The organism is Actinomadura sp. 6N118 (genome assembly GCF_044326415.1).
In the GTDB taxonomy this organism is placed as follows: domain Bacteria; phylum Actinomycetota; class Actinomycetes; order Streptosporangiales; family Streptosporangiaceae; genus Spirillospora.
Genome location: NZ_JBIRAZ010000012.1, coordinates 72,362 through 90,379 on the forward strand (window position 1 = coordinate 72,362; position 18,018 = coordinate 90,379).

General features: G+C 69.1%; 16 protein-coding genes. 6 read left to right on the plus strand and 10 right to left on the minus strand.

Going from position 1 to position 18,018, the window contains the following annotated elements; genetic code table 11:
- Positions 1–17 precede the first annotated feature (17 nt).
- Both ACH34W_RS29245 and ACH34W_RS29250 read left to right on the plus strand, forming a co-directional pair.
- Entirely contained in the window at positions 18–713 is a 696-nt protein-coding gene (locus ACH34W_RS29245) for a response regulator transcription factor (RefSeq protein ID WP_395964321.1), read from the plus strand.
- Complete coding sequence (locus ACH34W_RS29250; protein ID WP_395964322.1) at positions 710–2,017, plus strand: sensor histidine kinase; 1,308 nt, start codon at positions 710–712, stop codon at positions 2,015–2,017. The genes ACH34W_RS29245 and ACH34W_RS29250 overlap by 4 nt, the downstream gene beginning before the upstream one ends.
- Here the strand turns inward: ACH34W_RS29250 and ACH34W_RS29255 are convergent.
- From ACH34W_RS29255 to ACH34W_RS29270, 4 genes are all read right to left on the minus strand, one after another.
- On the minus strand, positions 1,957–3,708 hold the full coding sequence (locus tag ACH34W_RS29255) for a glycoside hydrolase family 13 protein (protein WP_395964323.1): 1,752 nt from the start codon (positions 3,706–3,708) through the stop codon (positions 1,957–1,959). The two genes, ACH34W_RS29250 and ACH34W_RS29255, sit on opposite strands and share 61 nt — an antisense overlap.
- Positions 3,709–3,725: 17 nt before the next feature.
- Positions 3,726–4,109, minus strand: coding sequence for a globin (locus tag ACH34W_RS29260; RefSeq protein WP_395964324.1), 384 nt, complete (start codon positions 4,107–4,109; stop codon positions 3,726–3,728).
- A gap of 101 nt (positions 4,110–4,210) precedes the next feature.
- Positions 4,211–5,227, minus strand: a complete 1,017-nt coding sequence (locus ACH34W_RS29265; protein ID WP_395964325.1) for a mechanosensitive ion channel family protein — start codon at positions 5,225–5,227, stop codon at positions 4,211–4,213.
- Positions 5,228–5,666: 439 nt separating this feature from the next.
- Positions 5,667–6,056, minus strand: a complete 390-nt coding sequence (locus ACH34W_RS29270) for a hypothetical protein (RefSeq protein WP_395964326.1) — start codon at positions 6,054–6,056, stop codon at positions 5,667–5,669.
- Between the two features lie 472 nt (positions 6,057–6,528).
- On the opposite strand from ACH34W_RS29270, the gene ACH34W_RS29275 reads away from it, so the two are divergent.
- Both ACH34W_RS29275 and ACH34W_RS29280 read left to right on the plus strand, forming a co-directional pair.
- Positions 6,529–8,151, plus strand: coding sequence for an XRE family transcriptional regulator (locus ACH34W_RS29275; protein ID WP_395964327.1), 1,623 nt, complete (start codon positions 6,529–6,531; stop codon positions 8,149–8,151).
- Positions 8,152–8,159: 8 nt separating this feature from the next.
- The gene (locus ACH34W_RS29280; RefSeq protein WP_395964328.1) at positions 8,160–8,801 is read left to right on the plus strand and encodes a GNAT family N-acetyltransferase; all 642 of its coding nucleotides are present in this window, start codon (positions 8,160–8,162) and stop codon (positions 8,799–8,801) included.
- Positions 8,802–8,934: 133 nt separating this feature from the next.
- On the opposite strand, the gene ACH34W_RS29285 is transcribed toward ACH34W_RS29280, so the two are convergent.
- The 3 genes from ACH34W_RS29285 to ACH34W_RS29295 form a co-directional block, all read right to left on the minus strand.
- Positions 8,935–9,720: a class I SAM-dependent methyltransferase gene (locus ACH34W_RS29285; protein WP_395964329.1), complete on the minus strand. Its 786-nt coding sequence runs from the start codon at positions 9,718–9,720 to the stop codon at positions 8,935–8,937.
- 39 nt (positions 9,721–9,759) lie between these two features.
- Entirely contained in the window at positions 9,760–11,847 is a 2,088-nt protein-coding gene (locus tag ACH34W_RS29290; RefSeq protein WP_395964330.1) for a prolyl oligopeptidase family protein, read from the minus strand.
- Between the two features lie 81 nt (positions 11,848–11,928).
- Positions 11,929–12,855 (minus strand): hypothetical protein, encoded by a 927-nt coding sequence (locus ACH34W_RS29295; RefSeq protein ID WP_395964331.1) that lies wholly within the window; start codon positions 12,853–12,855, stop codon positions 11,929–11,931.
- Between the two features lie 162 nt (positions 12,856–13,017).
- On the opposite strand from ACH34W_RS29295, the gene ACH34W_RS29300 reads away from it, so the two are divergent.
- Both ACH34W_RS29300 and ACH34W_RS29305 read left to right on the plus strand, forming a co-directional pair.
- Positions 13,018–13,605 carry a hypothetical protein gene (locus tag ACH34W_RS29300; RefSeq protein WP_395964332.1) on the plus strand — a complete coding sequence of 196 codons (588 nt, stop codon included), beginning with the start codon at positions 13,018–13,020 and terminating at the stop codon, positions 13,603–13,605.
- Between the two features lie 298 nt (positions 13,606–13,903).
- Positions 13,904–14,413: an HNH endonuclease gene (locus tag ACH34W_RS29305; RefSeq protein WP_395964333.1), complete on the plus strand. Its 510-nt coding sequence runs from the start codon at positions 13,904–13,906 to the stop codon at positions 14,411–14,413.
- 170 nt (positions 14,414–14,583) lie between these two features.
- Here ACH34W_RS29305 and ACH34W_RS29310 read toward each other — a convergent pair whose 3' ends face one another.
- The 3 genes from ACH34W_RS29310 to ACH34W_RS29320 form a co-directional block, all read right to left on the minus strand.
- Positions 14,584–14,808 carry a zinc ribbon domain-containing protein gene (locus ACH34W_RS29310; RefSeq protein ID WP_395964334.1) on the minus strand — a complete coding sequence of 75 codons (225 nt, stop codon included), beginning with the start codon at positions 14,806–14,808 and terminating at the stop codon, positions 14,584–14,586.
- 33 nt (positions 14,809–14,841) lie between these two features.
- Positions 14,842–16,692, minus strand: a complete 1,851-nt coding sequence (gene ilvD, locus ACH34W_RS29315) for a dihydroxy-acid dehydratase (RefSeq protein WP_395964335.1) — start codon at positions 16,690–16,692, stop codon at positions 14,842–14,844.
- A 360-nt stretch (positions 16,693–17,052) separates the two neighbouring features.
- Positions 17,053–17,862 (minus strand): nuclease-related domain-containing protein, encoded by an 810-nt coding sequence (locus ACH34W_RS29320; RefSeq protein ID WP_395964336.1) that lies wholly within the window; start codon positions 17,860–17,862, stop codon positions 17,053–17,055.
- Positions 17,863–18,018 lie beyond the last annotated feature (156 nt).

The following is an 18,018-nucleotide window of genomic DNA, read 5'->3' on the forward strand; positions in this document are numbered from 1 at the left end:
CAGGTAGACCTAGGAGCATGCGCGTGCTGGTGGTGGAGGACGAGGACTACCTTGCGGAACTGATCGCCGAGGGCCTCCGGTCCCAGGCGATCGCGACGGACGTCGCCCATGACGGCGCGGAGGCGCTGCGCCGGTTCGAGGCGATGGACTATGACGTGGTCGTGCTGGACCGGGACCTGCCCGAGGTCCACGGCGACGACGTCTGCCGTCAGATCGTGGACAGCGGGCGGTTGACGCGGATCCTGATGCTGACCGCGTCCGGCACCGTCCGCGACCGCGTCGAGGGCCTCGGGCTGGGGGCGGACGACTACCTGCCCAAGCCGTTCTCCTACGAGGAACTCGTCGCCCGCGTGCTGGCACTGGGGCGGCGGGCTCGCCCCGCGCTGCCGCCGGTCCTGAAACGAGCCGGGGTCGTCCTCGACATCCCGCGCCGCCAGGCGTATCGCGACGGCCGCCGCCTCGACCTCTCGCGCAAGGAGTTCGCGGTCCTGGAGACACTGATGCGCGCGGACGGCGCGGTGGTCGGCACCGACGAGCTGATCGAAGAGGTCTGGGAGGAGCACATCAGCTACAACTCCAACGCCGTACGGGTGACCGTCAGCAAGCTGCGGGCCAAGCTCGGCCAGCCGTCCGTGGTCGAGACCGTGTCGGGCTCCGGCTACCGGATGCGGGCGAACGGAGATGCGGGCGAGCGGATGAGAGCGAGCGGATGAGGATCACTGCCCGGGCCCGGCTCACGGCCCTATACGGAGGCCTGCTGCTCGTCGCCGGCGGTGGACTCGTCGCGTCGGTCTACTTCCTGATGAGGAAGTCCCTTGCCGACCGCCTGCCCGCTGCGATCACCACGGCGGTCCCGGCCGGCTGGGCGCCCGCAGTGGCGGCGAAGCCCACGCAGCCGACCCAGGGCAAAGGGGCGCTCCCCGATACAGAGACGGTCCCAGATACAGAGGCGGCCCTGGGTACAGAGGCGGTCCCGGGCATGACGGCGGAGGCGGCGCGCGGCCGAGCCGTCACCCTCGTCCGGGCCACGACCGCCGCCGAGGACACCACCTACGAGCAGCTGCTGATCGTCTCGCTCATCGCGCTCGCGATCTTCGCCGTCGTGTCGGTGTTCCTCGCGTGGTGGATGGCCGGCCGCGTGCTGCGTCCCGTGCACACGATCACCGCCACCGCCCGGCGCCTCTCCGGCGAGAATCTGGAAGAACGCATCGCCCTCGCGGCCCCGCCGGGCGAGCTCAAGGACCTCGCCGACACGTTCGACGCCATGCTCGACCGGCTGCAAAGCCTGGTCTCCGCGCAGCGACGGTTCGTCGCCAACGCCGCCCACGAGCTGCGGACTCCGCTCGCCGTCCAGCGCGCCGCGCTGGAGATCGGCCTCGCCGACCCCGACCCGGCGAGGGTCGCGCGCGTCCGCTCCAAACTGCTGAACGTGGCGGACCGCAGCGAGCGGCTCATCGAAGGACTGCTGCTGCTATCAGCCAGCGATCAGGGGCTGGACCGGCCCGAGCCGATCGACGCGGGCGAGATGGTGGAGGGCATCGTGGCCGAGCATGCCGCCGAGGCCCGCGATCGAGATGTGACGGTCGAATCGCAGATCGAGCCCGTACGGCTGGAGGGAGATCCGACCCTCTTCAGGCATCTGGTCCGTAATCTCCTGGAGAACGCCCTCCGCTACAACGTCCCCGGTGGGCAGATCCTCGTGCATCTGGACGACGAAGGGCTCAAGGTCAGGAACACCGGCCCGGAGGTGCCCTCCGACGTCGTACCGCACCTCTTCGAACCGTTCCGCCGCCTGCACCCGCGCCGTCACGCGCGCGGCGAAGGCACCGGTCTTGGACTGTCCATCGTCGACTCGATCGCCCGCGCGCACGGCGGAGAGGCGGTCGCGCAGGCCAACCCGGACGGCGGGCTGAGCATTCGGGTGACCTTCGGAACGTGCGGCCTCCGGGCACCTGATCAGGACGACTGCGGAGCGCGCAGCAGCCATGCGGAGGTGTCGGCGGGCAGCAGATCCTGAACGGCCGACTCCTGAACGGCAGGTTCTTGAACGGCCAACGCGCTGCTGATCAAGACCTCGCCGACGCCGACGGGCAGCGGCACGGCCCGTTCACCACAATTGAGCACGCAGGTGAGCGGCCCGCGGGTGAACGCCACCACATCCTGGTCCGCCGGAAGCCAATCGAGCGACTCCGGCAGGTGCAGGTCGCGGCGATGCTGCAAGGCCCGCCGGTAGAACGAGAGGGTCGAGCCGGGGTCGGCTTGCTGCGCCTCGACGGTCAACTGTGCCCACGCCGAGGGCATCGGGAGCCACGGTCCGGTGCCGCTGCCGTTGGGGGAGAAGCCGTACGGCTCGTTCGTCCCAGACCAGGGCAGCGGGACCCGGCAACCGTCCCGGCCGGGTCGCGTGCCGCCGGAGCGCGTCCACACCGGATCCTGGCGGGCCGCATCGGGGAGGTCGACCACCTCGGGGAGGCCCAGTTCCTCGCCCTGGTAGAGGTACGCGGAACCCGGCAACGCCAGCATGAACAGCAGCGCGGCCCTGGCCCGGGCCAGCCCGGAAGCATAGGGCCCGCCGGGCCGTGCGCACCGCGTGACGCCAGGCGGTACGTTCCGCGTGCCGCCAGGCGGTGCGTACCGCGTGACGTGGCGTACGGAATCGTGGCTGGAGAGCACCCACGTCGGCGCCGAACCCGTGGGCGCGACGGCGGCCAGTGCCGTGGTGACCACCTGGCGGAACGACTCCGCGGACCACCCGGCGAGTTGCAGATCGAACTGGAACACCTGGTGGAGTTCGTCGGGTCGCAGGAACAGCGCCAGGTCCTCCGCGCTCTCGGTCCAGACCTCGCCGATCGCCATCCGCTCGCCCGCGTACCCGTCGAGGATGCGGCGCCAGTCGCGGTAGACCTCGTGCACCTCGGGGCGGCTGTAGATGGGGCCGCTGACGACATGGCGGCTCCGGCCCGCGAGGTCGGCGAACGCGGCGTCCTTGAAGAGACCGGCGGCGACGTCGATCCGGAAGCCGTCGACGCCGCGGTCGAGCCAGAAGCGCAGGATGTCCTCGAACTCCGCCCGTACCTCCGGATTGCGCCAATTGAGATCGGGCTGCTCGGGAGCGTACAGGTGGAGATACCAGTCCCCGTCGGGCAGGCGTGTCCAGGCCGGTCCTCCGAACGCCGACGGCCAGTCGTTCGGCGGCCCCTCCGCACCTTCGCGGTATGAGGAACCTTCAACCGATTCGGGGTTTTTCTCCACCTCGGTGGAAGAACCTCCACCGAGGGTGACGCTGGAGGACGATCCTGCACCTGGACGGCCCCGGCGGAAGAGATAGCGCTCTCGTGCGGGAGACCCGTGCGGTGCGGCCAGCGCTTCCCGGAACCAAGGATGCCGGTCGGATGTGTGGTTGGGGACGATGTCGACGATCAGCCGCAGCCCGAGGGCGTGCGCGTCGGCGACCAGCGCGTCGAAGTCGCCGAGCCCGCCGAACCGCGGATCCACGTCACGGTAATCGGCCACGTCATATCCGCCGTCCGCCAGCGGAGAACGGTAGAACGGGGTGAGCCACAGCGCGTCCACACTGAGGTCGCGCAGGTAGCCGAGCCGGGAGCGGACGCCCTGCAGATCGCCCTCGCCGTCCCCGTCGGAGTCGGCGAAGCTGCGGACATAGACCTCGTAGACGACGGCATCACGCCACCAGGGGGATCGCGTCATACCGGCGATCTACCCGCTCAGGTGTGAGCGTTCACCATGCTCTGTGCGGCCATCGTGAGGTAGTTCCAGAGCATCGTGTCGAGCTGCTCCGGAAGCTCAAGCTCGTCCACGGCGTCGCGCATGTGCCGCAACCACGCGTCGCGCTCCGCCTCGCCGATGACGAACGGGGCGTGCCGCATGCGCAATCGGGGGTGCCCGCGCTGTGTGCTGTAGGTGTTGGGGCCGCCCCAATACTGGATGAGGAAGAGCCGCAGCCGGTCTTCGGCGGGTCCGAGGTCCTCTTCGGGATAGAGCGGGCGGAGCAGGGGGTCGTCAGCGACACCCTGATAGAAGCGGTGAACCAGGCGACGGAAGGTCTCCTCGCCGCCGACCGCTTCGTAGAAGGTCACCTGTTGTGTCATGGCGCTCCCCACCCTATGCGAGAGCTCGCCGCCCTCGGTGTGTGACAGCTCACCTTGATCAAGTGACGACCCGGGTTAGGGCGTTCGCGCCCGGGGCAGGGTCAGGCGTTCGCGCCCGGGGTGGCCACGGAGATGCCCGCCTCGTCGAACGCCTTCTTGACGCGTTCGCGCAACTCACGGGCAATGCTGGCCTGCTTGCCCGGCGCCGTCTTGATCACGACCCGGACGATCACGGCGTCGCCGGCGAGGGCCTGGACGCCCCAGACGGACGGCTCCTCGAGGACCAGTTCCTTCCAGTCGGCGTCCGCGGCCATCGTGTCCGCGGTCACTTGGAGGATCTCCTTGACCCGCTCGGTGTCCTCGTGGATGTCCACCGGGATGTCGAGCACGGCGCGGCCCCAGTTCTGGGACTCGTTGCCGACCTTCTTGATCTCGCCGTTCGGCACGTACCAGACCACGCCGTCGACGTCGCGCATGCGCGTCACCCGCAGGGTGACGGCCTCGACCGTGCCCTTGGCGGTGCCGACGTCGATGAAGTCGCCGACCCCGTACTGGTCCTCCAGCAGCATGAACAGCCCGGCCAGGAAGTCCCTGACGATGCTCTGTGCCCCGAAACCCACGGCCACGCCGATCACGCTGGCGCTGGCCAGGATGGGAGCCAGGTTGAGGCCGAGCTCACCCAGCACGCTGAACGCCGCGGTCCCCATGATCAGGATGGACGCGATCGACCGCAGCACCGATCCAAGCGTCTTGGCGCGCTGGGCACGGCGCTGGTTGAGCAGTGCGGGGCTGCCTTCGAAGGACGTCCGCGTCCGCTCACGGATCTTCTCCGACATGGTGCCCTCGGCCATGCGGAGCGTGGCCTTGGTGATCGCGCGGAGCGCGATGCTGCGCAGGATCAGCGCGAATACCAGCGTCACGACGATCCAGAAGAAGACGTTGAGCGGCGTGTCCAGCCACGTCTTGAAGAAAAGCGTGAAGCGCTCGTCGTTCGTGATGTTCCACACCAAGCGGCACGAGACGCTGGGGTTGGGAGTGTCGCACGCCTGCTCCGGCGTAACCTGCTGCTGCCAGGGCAGCGATGACCCAAGGGTGAGAGCCGTCTGAGCGAGCGGCATGTGGCAGACCCTCCCCGGCCGGCTGTGGATGTCCGCCATGTCGCCGTGGACCTGCGGCGGTCGTACGAGCCGATCGTAGGGGACGGTGATGAGCGGTTCGTACGGCGCCGGCGGGATGGCGGGACCTGGCCGGGGAGGGACTGACCCTTTGCCGCGAATCCGGGCACGGGCGTGGGGTCCCGGATCCGCGGCCGCCTTCAGTTGTGATCAACGGTGAAACGCCACGGGCACCGCACCAATCCCGCCCTCGACCCTCAACCACCCGGTACTGGCGACCCTCAACCACCCGGTACTGGATCCTTCAATCCACAGGTGGTGAATCCTCCACCGACCCGGATGGCCGCGGGTCGTGTCCCGTGCATGCACCGGAGGACGAACGTGTCCCGTGGGGCCCGGCTGCCGCGCCGTTCCGGCCGTGACCCCACGGGACACGCCCGGCTCATCGGTGGCCTGGCGGCCGCTGTCTCGCGGTCATGGGCGCGTGGGCCTCGCGACCCTGCACGCCGCGGCCGCGGGTGTCGACGCCGTGGTGTTCGAGGGTGCGCGTCTCGCGGCGGTAGGCCTGCAGGACGTGCGCCAGCTTGACCGCGGCGCCCTCCGGGTCGTCCACCCGGTGCATGCGCTCCCCCCAAGACCACCAGAAGTAGTGGTCGTGCGATTCCGGAGCGGGGGCGCACGTGACGTCCTCCGCCAGGCTCGCGGCCTCCGGGTTGACGACCCGTAGGAAGGCCGGACCCGAGCGGGTCCTGACCACACGGGCCACCAGGCCGCGCGTGTCAAGTTCGTGCTCCAGCTCCTCGAGGTAGCCGACGCGTCTGTCGCTGACCACCTGCGCACCCCCTCCGTCGATCGTGCTGCGAGGACTGCTCGGACGTTCCCGTGATCGAACTCTCTGAATGCACTTCGTTACTCGCGGCGAGAATCGCAACTCTCACGGTGCTGGGTCAAGAGGGGGTCCGCCCGCTGAAGTACGGGATTGCCCCACCTCAGGGGTAGGTTCACCCCACTGCGGTGGAGGATTCTCTACCCGAGGTCTAAGCCTGCCCGGTGTGCCCATCCCTTTCGATGACAATGGCTTGGCCTGCCCCGTTGCGAGAGTTACGCTGCGTGCGCGAGAGATTATCTGTCGTGTCCATCTAGCACCGGTCGCCGTGGCCGGACGCGGGCCCCTTCCCCTTTAAAAGGGCCTGTTTCCGGGCTCAGCGGTGAGGAGGCCGGAACCGATGTCGGACCCCCCTCGGAAAGAAACGGACATAGCTCGCAGAATACGCGCGCATGGTCTGGCTCGAGGACGTTGCCCCGTGGAGATCGCGGCTGAGATCCACGATCAGTGCGGGCCTCTTTTCGGCACCAGCCGGGTCAAGGCACACCGCCTTTCCCATGGTGTCGCGCTGTCCGACATCGTCGCTCAGGTCCGGGCGCTGTACGAGGTCGACGGCAAGCCGTGTCCCCGCCTGGGGGAAACACTGCTGTCGGCGTACGAAAGCGGCTACAAGCGTCCCGGCCCGGAGTACCTGCACTACCTCTGCGCCGTCTACCGGGTCGAACCCGACGACCTCGGTTACCGGAGTCCCTGCATCTGCGGTCACGGGCATGCGACCCGTCCCGATGCAGCCGCAGGCGCGAACGGGCGTGCGGTGGACCGGCCGGGCGGGTCGGGGCCCGCGCGGCCGGCGGATCGGACGGCGGCCGACCGGCGGGTTCCGGAGGAGCCCGCCCCGCTCGTGGGGTCGGTCGTGGTGCCCAGGCCGGACGACCGTCAGTGGATCTCAGTCAACGAAATGCGGGGGCATGACCGCGCCGAAGCCCCCATCTCTGTCGATGTAGGAGAGGAGGACATCGTGCTTCGTAGGACCCTTCTGCAGTTGCTGGCCGGAGCGGGCGTGGCGCTCGACGGGCAGTTCCTTGGGGCGGTGGACAACCTTCGTCGCAAGATGGACGACACCCTGGTCAGCGCCACGGTGTCACCGACCATGCTCGATCAGTGGGAGGAGACGACCCTGGGCTACGGTCAGCAATACCAGGCCACTCCGTCACTGCGAATGTTGTGCGACGTACTGCTGGACTTCAGCGAGGTACGCCGCATGTGCGACAAGCGGCAGCCGGTCGAGCTCCAGGAACGGCTCTGCCGGATCGCCGCCCAGTTGTCGGGGCTGTCCGGTCTCATCATGATCAATCTGGGTGACCACCGGCTGGCCCGGTCCTTCTTCCGCACCGCGCGTACCGCCGCAGACGAGACGGGTGACCGGCAACTGCGCGCGTGGGTGACGGTGCGTGAGTCCCTGGTGCCGATGTACTACGGCGACCCGCGTGAGGCGCTTCACCTGGCGCGCAAGGCGCAGGACCTCGCCGGGCGCACGCCCGGTGTGGCGGCGGCGATGGCTCCTGCGGTCGAGGCGCGCGCGCTCGGCCAGCTGGCGCTGCGCGGCCGCAGCGATGCCGCCCCCAGCGCCCGGCGTGCTCTCGTGCGCGGGCGTTCCGTCTTCGACCAGCTTTCGAAGACGCAGACCAGCGATCTGGCGTTCGGGTTCACCGACCGGCAGATGGCTTTCTACGAGGGCGACACCTTCACTAATCTCGGCGACCACCAACATGGCGACGAGGTGTTGAGCTACGCCCTCACGTTGTACTCGGCCACCGACTGGGTCGACATGACCCTCGTACGGCTCGACCGGGCGGCCTGCAAGCTGCACGCGGGCCACCCCGAAGCCGCCCTGAACGCGGGCCGGGACGCCATCCAGGAGCTGCCCGCCGAGCACCGCTCCGACATCCTGGTCCACCGCGCGCGCCAGCTCGGTGCGGCCGTCAACGCCAAACACGGAGAGATCGCGGCACTCAAGGACTTCTACGAGTCGCTCGCCGCACCCTCGGTGAAGAGCCCGACGAAGCAAACGCCCGCCGTCCCCCCCTCCGAGCAGGTCTGAGCGGCGTCATGGCACCGCAGGACGGCGCCCCCCGGCCAAGCCGTCCCGAGTTCACCACTGGGGGAGTGGACAGCACCCGCGCAGGTCTGGTCCGGCTCCAGCAGGAGCCGCCTGTCTGGGCCTTCGGCGGCCTGCGCATCCGTCGGTACCTTGCCTCCGACCACGCCACCGTCCTCGAACTCCATCGAGAGGGGCTGGCCCAGGTGGGCCTGCGCCCCGGCGACGGCGTCTATTACGACCACGACTTCTTCCGAATGGAGGACATCTATCTCCGCAACGACGGGGAGTTCATCGTCGGCGAGCTCGACGGCACGATCGTCGCCATGGGCGGCCTCCGCCGCGCCGACCTTGTTCCTGGGGGCAGCGCACGTGCGTTCGGCGGGTACGCCCCTGGCGCACCCAACCTCGACGCCGTCGAGATGGTCCGCCTACGCGTCCGCCCCGGCGTACAACGCCGCGGCTTCGGCGCCGCCATCGTGCGCGCCCTGGAGCAACGCGCCGCCGAGTTCGGCTACCGCGTCCTCCGAGCCGACACCACCGAGCTTCAAGGCCCGGCGCTTGAGCTCTACCGCAAGTTCGGCTGGGAGGAGACCCGCCGCGAAGTGATCGGCGGCATCGTCAACATCTACCTGGAGAAAAGGCTGCGCTGACGCTCTTCGGCCTCAATGACTCCGCTGAGGGGAACAGCGGATGAGCCGCGGTGGTCATCCCACCCGGCGGCGCGGCCCGGCAGGGGTCCACCGCGGCTCAAATTGTCTCCACCAGCAGGTGTCCGGCGCCAGATCAGTACGACGCTGCCACGAGCTGCATCAGGGGGTAGCGGCGTTGTTTCACGTCGGTGAAACCCCGGTCGGTGAGGGCGCGGGTCACTTCGCGGTCGCCGAACATGCGGACACCGGAGAGGGCACCGAGGAGTTCGCTGCTGAGGCGGCTCACGGGCAGGGACGGGCGGCGCGTGGTGAGGATGATGAGGCGCCCGCCCGGCTTGAGTACGCGCGCCATGCTGTCGACGGCGGCCCAGGGGTCGTCGAAGAGGTAGAGGGCGCCGAAGCAGCAGACCGCGTCGAACGTGTCGGCGCGGAAGGGGAGGTCGACGGCGTTGCCACGGACGTAGGCGACGTCTCCGGAGCTGTCGCCGGCGGCGCGGGCGAGCATGCCGTGGGCCGCGTCGAGGCCGACGACCAGTCCGTTCTCACCGACGCCGGCGGCCAGGGCACGGGTGACGTTGCCCGGGCCGCAAGCGACGTCGAGGACGGTGGCGGCGGGTTTGTGCACGTCGCCGGGCTGGGCGAGGCCGAGCCAGTCACGGGCGAGGGTGTGTTCGGCCGCGGTGTCGGGGCCCACCGGCCAGCCCTTGGCGAGGTTGAAGCCGACCGGCCGCCAGACACGTTCATAGATCTGGGGCAGGAAGGTCGACTGCATCACCCGCTGGGCGACGGTCGGAGTGGGCTCGGCGGTGGGGCCGAGCACGTCGAGGTAGCCGTCGTGGTAGCCAGCGTGCGGGTCAGGCGGCGACTCCAGAAGAGCGCGGACACGTTCCTGGACGCTGGGACGCAGCACTGAGGTCACATGCCTATTCGACCACGGGTCAATTGGGTCCGGCCATGGTCAGGGTCCGGATGTGACTGACGGCACGAGCCCGGTCCGGGCGGCCATGAACGACAGCGTGTCCACCATCAGGCCGATGGAACGGGTGACTGAGCGGGCGTCGTGGCCGACCTCCGCCTCATTGCGGAGAAGGATCGGTGCGTCGCCGGAGGTGGCGTGCTGGAGTGCCGCGCACATCTTGCGGGCGTGCAGCGGGTCGACGCGGGTGTCGCTGTCGAAGACCGTGAAGAGCGTGGCCGGGTAGGCGACTCCCTTGCTGACGTGGTGGTACGGGGAGTACGAGAGGAGCCATTCGAGTTCGGCGGGGTCGGTGGCGGTGCCGTACTCGTCGTTCCAGGTCTCGCCGAGTCCGAACTTCTCGTACCGGACCATGTCGAGCAGGGGGGCCGAGCAGACGACGGCGTCGTAGAGATCGGGGCGCTGGGTCAGGGCCGCGCCGACGAGCAGGCCGCCGTTGGAGCCGCCGGAGATCGCGAGCTTGCTCGTCCAGCCGTCGGCGCGCAGCTTCTCGGCGGCGGCGTGGAAGTCGTCGAACACGTTCTGCTTCTTGTCGCGCATGCCCGCGCGGTGCCACTCCTCGCCCTCTTCGGAGCCGCCGCGCAGGTTGGCGATCGCGTATACGCCGCCGGACTCCACCCAGGCGAGGACGCCCGCGGAGTACGCGGGGGTCAGAGGCACGTTGAAGCCGCCGTATCCGTAGAGGATCGTCGGGCGCGGGCCGGACGCGCCGGGCAGGGCGAGGACCAGCATGCGGACCTCGGTGCCGTCGTACGACTCGTACGTGATCTGCCGGGCCTCGACCTCGGGAACGCTGACCGTGCCGGGCGCGGACGCCCACAGGGTGGTCTCGCCGGTGCGGGCGTCGTAGTGCATGACCGACGACGGCGTCACGTTGTCGGTGTAGCCGAACCACGCCTCATGGCCGCCCTCGGGCCGTTCGATGATGCCGCCGATCGAGCCGAGACCGGGCGTGGGCACCTCGCCGATCCGTTCGCCCGTGGCCAGGTCGTGCACGGTGATCTCGCTGATCGCGTGCCGGGTCCAGCCCGCGAGGAGGATCGGCCGGTCCAGGTCGTCGAGGATCGCGTAGTCGCTGAGCACCGCCTCGGGATCCTGCGGGAGGAGATCCCGCCAGTTCTCGAACGACGGGTCGGCGGGATCGGCGACGCAGAGCCGGGACCGGGGCGCGTCGCGGTCGGTGAAGATGTACGCGCGGCCGTCGCGCCCGACGTAGAGACCGGTTTCGGCGTCGACGCCCTCCTGGACGGCCCGGAGCGCGGGGCGTTCGGGCGGTGACGCCGACAGGTCCGCGATCCACAGATCGTTGCGCGGCGCCGTGCCCTGGGACGAGCTGATCGTGAGCCAGCGGCCGTCCCGGCTCACCGAGACGCCGTAGTAGTTGGTCTTGTCCATCCCCTCGCCGAAGACCAGCACGTCGTCGGTGTCCGGATCGGTGCCGACGCGGTGCAGGTAGATCCGCCGGTGATACTGGTCCTCGCCCTCGGGCACCCCGTCGGCGGGCAGGCGGCGCACATAGTAGTACGCCTCGCCGCCGGGCAGCCACGCGGTCGACGAGTAGCGGCTCCGGTCGATCGGCCCCTCCACCACGTCACCAGAAGCGACGTCGATCACGTACAGCAGCGACTCCTCATCGCCGCCGTGCGACACCCGGTAGGCCAGCCGCCGGCCCTCCTTGTCCGGCTGCCACCCGTCCAACGTGGTCGTCCCCGCCGGGTCGAGCTCCATCGGATCGAGCAGGGGTCGTTCGGCGCCGTCCGGATCCACCGTGTAGAGCACCGGGTGCTCCTGGTCGGCCGTGCGCCGGGTGAAGAACCGCCGCTCGCCCCGCCACACCGGCGAGCCCACGCTGCCCGCCGCGAGCAGCTCACCGAGCCTGCGGCGCAGCGCATCCCGCCCGGGAAGCTCATCGACCGTACGGTGGAACAGGTCGTCCTGCTCCGCCAGCCACTTCTCGGTATCCTCGCCCTGCCGGTCCTCCAGCCACCGGTACGGATCGGGCACCCGGTGGCCGAAGAGGTCATCGACGATTTCCTGGCGCTGCGCGGACGGGTACTGCGGTCGGCTCATGGCAGGCAATGTACCGGCCCGCCGCGCCTTACCGGCTGCCCGATATCCGCGAAGGGACTTGGCGGGTGCGGAAGAGCCCCGTCAGTTGAGGGGGAGATCGGGCATGTCGGCGACCAGTTCGGCGGGCGGGGCATTGACTGGCGAGATGCCCCAATCGAAAAGGGTGACGGTGGTCTTGTCGCGCGTCTTGGTGGGGGCCTCCACGCTGAACTTCACCGGTACGTTCTGGGCGTCGGCCCAGACCTCGTAGGTGAGGGGCCTTCCTTCGACGGCCTTGAGCATGTTGGCCTTCAGCTTGGCGAGATCAGCGTCGCTCATTTTGGCCAGCTTGTCCAAGGCCGGGTCGTTCTTGACGCCCAGCCCCTTGGTCACCTCCCGGGCCAGCGCGACGTTCGAGGTGAGATATTTGCGCAGGTCGATCGTCTCGAGCGCTTTGGCCATGTCGATGCTGACCGTGTACCGCTGCGCGGGGGTGTCGACGACCTTGTCGGGGACCGGTCCGGCCAGCGTGCCACCGGAGGTCATCAGCGCCCTGTGCTGCCCGGTGTCGGCGATGCTGCTCATCGCGCCGACCAGGGCCACCATCAGCTTGGCGAGCAGGTTCTTGGAGTCGGCGGCGAAACGGGTGAACGTCTTGCCGGGAGCCACCTGCGCCTCGGGGTCCTTCTCCTCCATGAAGACGTCGTTCTTGATCTTGATCAGCCGCAACGCCTTACCTTCGGAGGTCATTTTGATTTCGAGCGCGGGCGTGCCGTTCTCGTTGCTGACCACAACGGATGCCGGCGAGCCGTCGCCGGAGTCGACGTTCATCCTGACTGACTTCTTGTTTTTCAACTGGTTGTGCACCAGACCGGCGACCTCGGCGAGGGCGAGGGTCTTCGGAGCGGTCGAGGCGGAGGCCTTGGCGCCGGGTGTTCCCGAGCCCGAGCCCGCCGAGTCCGAGCCACCGCAGGCGGTGAGGGAGACGGCGACCAGACCGGCGATCGTGAGGGCGGAGAAACGTCGCACGGGAAGCCCTTTCCGGATGGTTGGAATGAAGTGGCAAGTATCCATATCAGATACGTGTCGCGCGAGCGGGGTCTCCGGTTGTCACGTGTGGCGAGATGAACGCGCTGGCCAATTTCGGTAGAAGTGGCGGTGATCATTGAGCTCTTCCAAACGGGGGTTGAGATGAAGGGCATCATCAGGCCGCACCACTGGTCGGCGCGCGCCGCTGTCAGCGCGGCGACGGGTATGTCGCTGCTGGTCACCGCCATGCCTGCGGACGCGGGAACGGGAAAGATCGTGTTCAACTACTCGGCACCGGACGTCGCCGACGCGGGCGACACGGTCACCTGGCGCTGGACCATCAAGAACACCGGCGGCGAGAGCGCCGAAAAGGTGGTGCTCACGCACCGGCTTACGCCGAAACTGAAGATCCGGTCGGTAAAAAAGCCTTGCGAGGTCACGGAGACCTCGATCCGGTGCCGGTACGGGACACTGAAGGCCGGGCAGAAGCGCCAGGGCACGCTGGCGGCCGAACTGCCGCCGGACGCCTCGGGGAACGTGCAGATCAACGGCCGCGTGACCTGGCACCACGGCCCGGCCGCGGAACAGACCCCCAAGACCGGGGCCACTCAGCCGCCCGCCGACGCTCCGGCCACCAACACGCCGCCCCCAGCGGGGCAGCCCAACACGCCGCCCCCAGCCGGGCAGCCCAACACGCCGCCTCCAGCGGGGCAGCCCAACACGCCCGCACCCGTCGCCGCACCTCAGTGAGGTAGGGGGCGCGAAGCGGACCCTCACGAACGCGTACTGTGTACCCACTCGGGGATCCCGCCATTACTTTCTGTGGTGGAGGGAGTCTCGTGCGTTCGATCTCGTGCACGATTGGGGATTATTGGGGTAGCGGACGGCCTTCTCAGGCGCCACACTGATTTCGGGTTCGGTTCGCCCCTGGGGAGGTCCTCATGACGGGTGCGCAGGTGCCGGAGACAATAATCGGGCCTCGGTGCGAGGCGCGCAGGAGCGCGTCCACCGAGGCCAAAGGGAAGCACGCCCCGGTGGAGGGCGTCTGATGCGACAAGTCCTCCTCCTGAACGCGACGTACGAACCACTCACCACGCTTCCGCTCAGGCGAGCGGTCTGCCTCGTGCTCCGGGAGAAGGCCGACGTCGTTCATCACGACATCTCGGGCGCGGTCCTCCATGCGGCGACGGTGTCGATCGAGGTCCCCTCCGTCATCCGGCTCCGCCGTTACGTCCGCATCCCGTACCGCACCCGCGTCCCCCTCACCCGGGCCGCCCTCATGCGGCGCGACAACTTCCGTTGCGCCTACTGCGGCCGCCGCGCCGAGACGATCGACCACGTCCACCCGCGCAGCCGCGGCGGCAAGCACGTCTGGGAGAACTGCGTCGCCTCCTGCATGTCCTGCAACCACCGCAAGGCCGACCGCCTGCTCGAAGAGCTCGGCTGGACCCTCAGCGTCACCCCTGGCGTGCCCAGAGGCGCCCACTGGCGCCTGATCGGCGTCATCCACGACGGCGACCCCCAATGGGCCGCCTACGTCACTGAGCCTGCCGCCTAGCTTTCGCGGCCTCGGAGTCCTCGCCTGGCGGCTCGGCCACCGAACCGCAAAAGCGGCGAGCGCGACATCGCTTCGCGATCTCTCGTGAAGCTTCGCCTTCGGCTCGCTTCACGACCCGTTAGCGCGCTCGCTTGCGGGCTGGGGCCGTCGCGGGGTGGCGAAGGCTGAGGTCAGCTGCAGCAGCCGCCTCCACAGCAGCCACCGCCGCCACCTGAGCTGGGGCGTGGCGCGGGCGCGCTTCCCTTTGCTGAGCCGGTCACGGCGACCGTGGAGAGCAGCTTGACGGTGTCGTCGTGACCTTCCGGGCAGGACGCCGGGTCGGAGGCCTGGATCATCGGGCGGGACACCTCGAAGGTCGCCCCGCACGCGCGGCAGCGGTAGTCATAACGTGGCACGGGCCCAGGATACGGTCAGCGGCACCCGTTCGGTTATTTGTACAGCTGGGTGATGTCTCTGGCGGCGCCGGTTGAGGCTGAGGTGGCCATGGCGGCGTAGGCCTGGAGGGCGGCGGAGACGGGGCGCTGGCGGTTTTGGGGGCGGTAGCCGCCGTTGGCCAGGAGCTTCTCGCGGCGGGCGGCGAGGGTGTCCTGGGGGACGTCCAGCTCCAGGACGCGGCGGGGGATGTCGATGACGATCCGGTCGCCGTTCTGGACCAGGGCGATGATGCCGCCGGCGGCGGCCTCGGGGGAGGCGTGGCCGATGGACAGGCCGGACGTGCCGCCGGAGAAGCGGCCGTCGGTGATCAGGGCGCAGGCCTTGCCGAGGCCGCGGCCCTTCAGGAAGCTCGTCGGGTAGAGCATCTCCTGCATGCCCGGGCCGCCCTTGGGGCCCTCGTAGCGGATGACGACGACGTCTCCTGCTTTGACCTTGTCGCCGAGGATGCCTTCGACCGCGTCGTCCTGGCTCTCGAAGACCACGGCGGGGCCCTCGAAGGTCCAGAGCTCCTCTTCGACGCCGGCGGTCTTCACGATGGCGCCCTCGGGGGCGATGTTGCCGTAGAGGACGGCCAGGCCGCCGTCGGTGGTGTAGGCGTGCTCGGCGTCGCGGATGCAGCCGTTCTCGCGGTCGAGGTCCAGTTCGTCCCAGCGGGCGCTCTGGCTGAACGCGGAGGTGCTGCGGACGCCGCCGGGAGCCGCGTGCCAGAGCTCGCGGGCCTCGGGGGTGGTCTCCGGGGAACGCACGTCCCATGCCGCCAGGTATTCGGGGAGCGAGGACGAGTGGATCGAGGTGACCTGGCGGTGCAGGAGACCGGCCCGGTCGAGCTCGCCGAGGAGGGCGGGGATGCCGCCGGCGCGGTGGCAGTCCTCGACGTGGTACTTGCCGGTCGCGGGCGCCAGCTTGCAGATGCACGGCACGCGCCGGGAGAGCTCGTCGATCTCCTTGAGGCCGAAGTCGACGCCGCCCTCGACGGCGGCGGCCAGCAGGTGCAGGATCGTGTTGGTCGATCCGCCCATCGCGATGTCGAGGACCATGGCGTTCTCGAACGCGTCCTTGGTCGCGATGTTGAGCGGGAGGACGCTCTCGTCGTCCTGGTCGTAGTAGCGGCGGGCGATGTCGACGACGGCCCGGCCGGCGTCCTGGTAGAGCGCCTTGCGGGCGGTGTGGGTCGCCAGGATCGTGCCGTTGCCGGGGAGGGACAGGCCGATGGCCTCGGTCAGGCAGTTCATCGAGTTGGCGGTGAACATGCCCGAGCAGGAGCCGCAGGTCGGGCAGGCACTCTCCTCCATCTCGGCGAGCGTCTCCTCGGACACCGACTCGTCGGCGGCGGCGATCATGGGGTCGATCAGGTCGAGCTTGTTGCCGTTGTGCACGCCGCTGACGGGCTTGCCGGCCTCCATCGGGCCGCCCGACACGAAGACCGTGGGGATGTTGAGGCGGAGCGCCGCCAGGAGCATGCCGGGGGTGATCTTGTCGCAGTTGGACACGCAGATCAGGGCGTCGGCGCAGTGGGCGTTGACCATGTACTCGACCGCGTCGGCGATCAGCTCGCGCGAGGGCAGCGAGTAGAGCATGCCGCCGTGGCCCATGGCGATGCCGTCGTCGACCGCGATCGTGTTGAACTCCCGGGGGATGCCGCCGGCCTCGCGGACCGCGCCCGCGACCACGTCGCCGACCTCGCGCAGGTGCACGTGGCCCGGGACGAACTGCGTAAAGCTGTTGGCCACCGCCACGATCGGCTTGCCGAAGTCCTCCCGCGCTACGCCGGTGGCACGGAGGAGGGCGCGCGCGCCCGCCATGTTCCTGCCGTGGGTGACCGTACGTGACTTGAGCGGGGGCATAGGGACCTCTCCCAACATCTGCGAGCCGTACCCAAGATCGTATGCGCTGATCAGGGGTTGTGATGGGTGTCGCAGCGGCGGATCGCGGCGCTGCCAGCCGGCCCGGCAGAGGTCCTGAGGGGTCGGCGTCGACTCATGCGAGCTTACCAACCGGGGGCAACAAGAAACGCCGGGGGCGGGAGCCGCGCCCTGCCGGCGTTTGGGAGATGCGAATACCGAGGAAGGTGGAGCGGGCACCTCGCCGTGCGAGGTGCCCCTCCGGCTCCGGTACCCGCACAGGGTTCCGATCGCTGGGGGCTCGTCGTTGAGCCGTCCGACGCGGCTGGCGCCGTGTCCGTCAGGCTGCCCGGCCGCGCCGGGTCAGGCTGCTTCTTCGTGTTCTTGTGGATATTTCGGGGGCAGTGCCGTCTCGGCGGCCTTGAAGATCCGCTGAACGTCGGTCTCGGTCAGGACCTTGGGCCGCCGGCGCAGGTAGCCCTTGGCCCGGTTGCCCGCATAGACGTCCACGTCCCGGACCCGCATGACCTTCCACGGGATGGACGGGCCGTAGATCGCCACGGACGCCTGCACCGGCACCTCGAAGCCGACTCGCTCCTCGAGCGCCTTGGCCGCCTGCTCGGCCTCCCATCGCGCCTCGTCCAGCCGGTCCTTCTTGTTGAAGGGCCCGTGGAAGAGCTTGCGGTGCGAGAGGGTCCGCACCGGAAGGCGCTTGTCCCATTTCTCCGAGTCGATGGCGTAGACGCCGCTCGGGCCGATCACCAGATGATCGATCCGGCCGTCGCTGACGCCCTCGTCGTCCATGGGGACGGCGCGCGCGTGCAGGACGAGGTATCCGTTCTTCTGCAGGGCCTTGAGCTGCCGCTCCGTGCGCCGCTCGGCGGCTGACGACTTCTGCCAGGCCGTGACGCTGGAGTTTTTGCGGGCCCTGCGGACCGTGTCGACGATGACCGCCATGATCGCGGCGGTGATCCCGATCCGGATGTCGAAGACGACGGCGAAGAGCACGCCGACGACCAACGCGACGACGCCGCGTTCGATCCATCGGCGTATCTGGGGGTTGTTGAGCATGTCACCGTAGGTTTGTGGCTGCTGGTCGACACCGCGCTTGAGGGGTGTCTCATGGGGCTGACCGCGAGCCTCCTGGCTATTGCCCCGCTCCATGATGGCCATGAGCTACGCTCCGTATTCCTTTCGTACGGGAAGCATGATCCTCTGTGCGCAGAGTAATCATTCCAGCGGTTGGCGACTAGTCATGTCGGGTTAATACTTTTGTCGCCACGACTGGGTGGTTCACGGGTGCGGTGTCCGGGTAGGTTTGTTTCTATC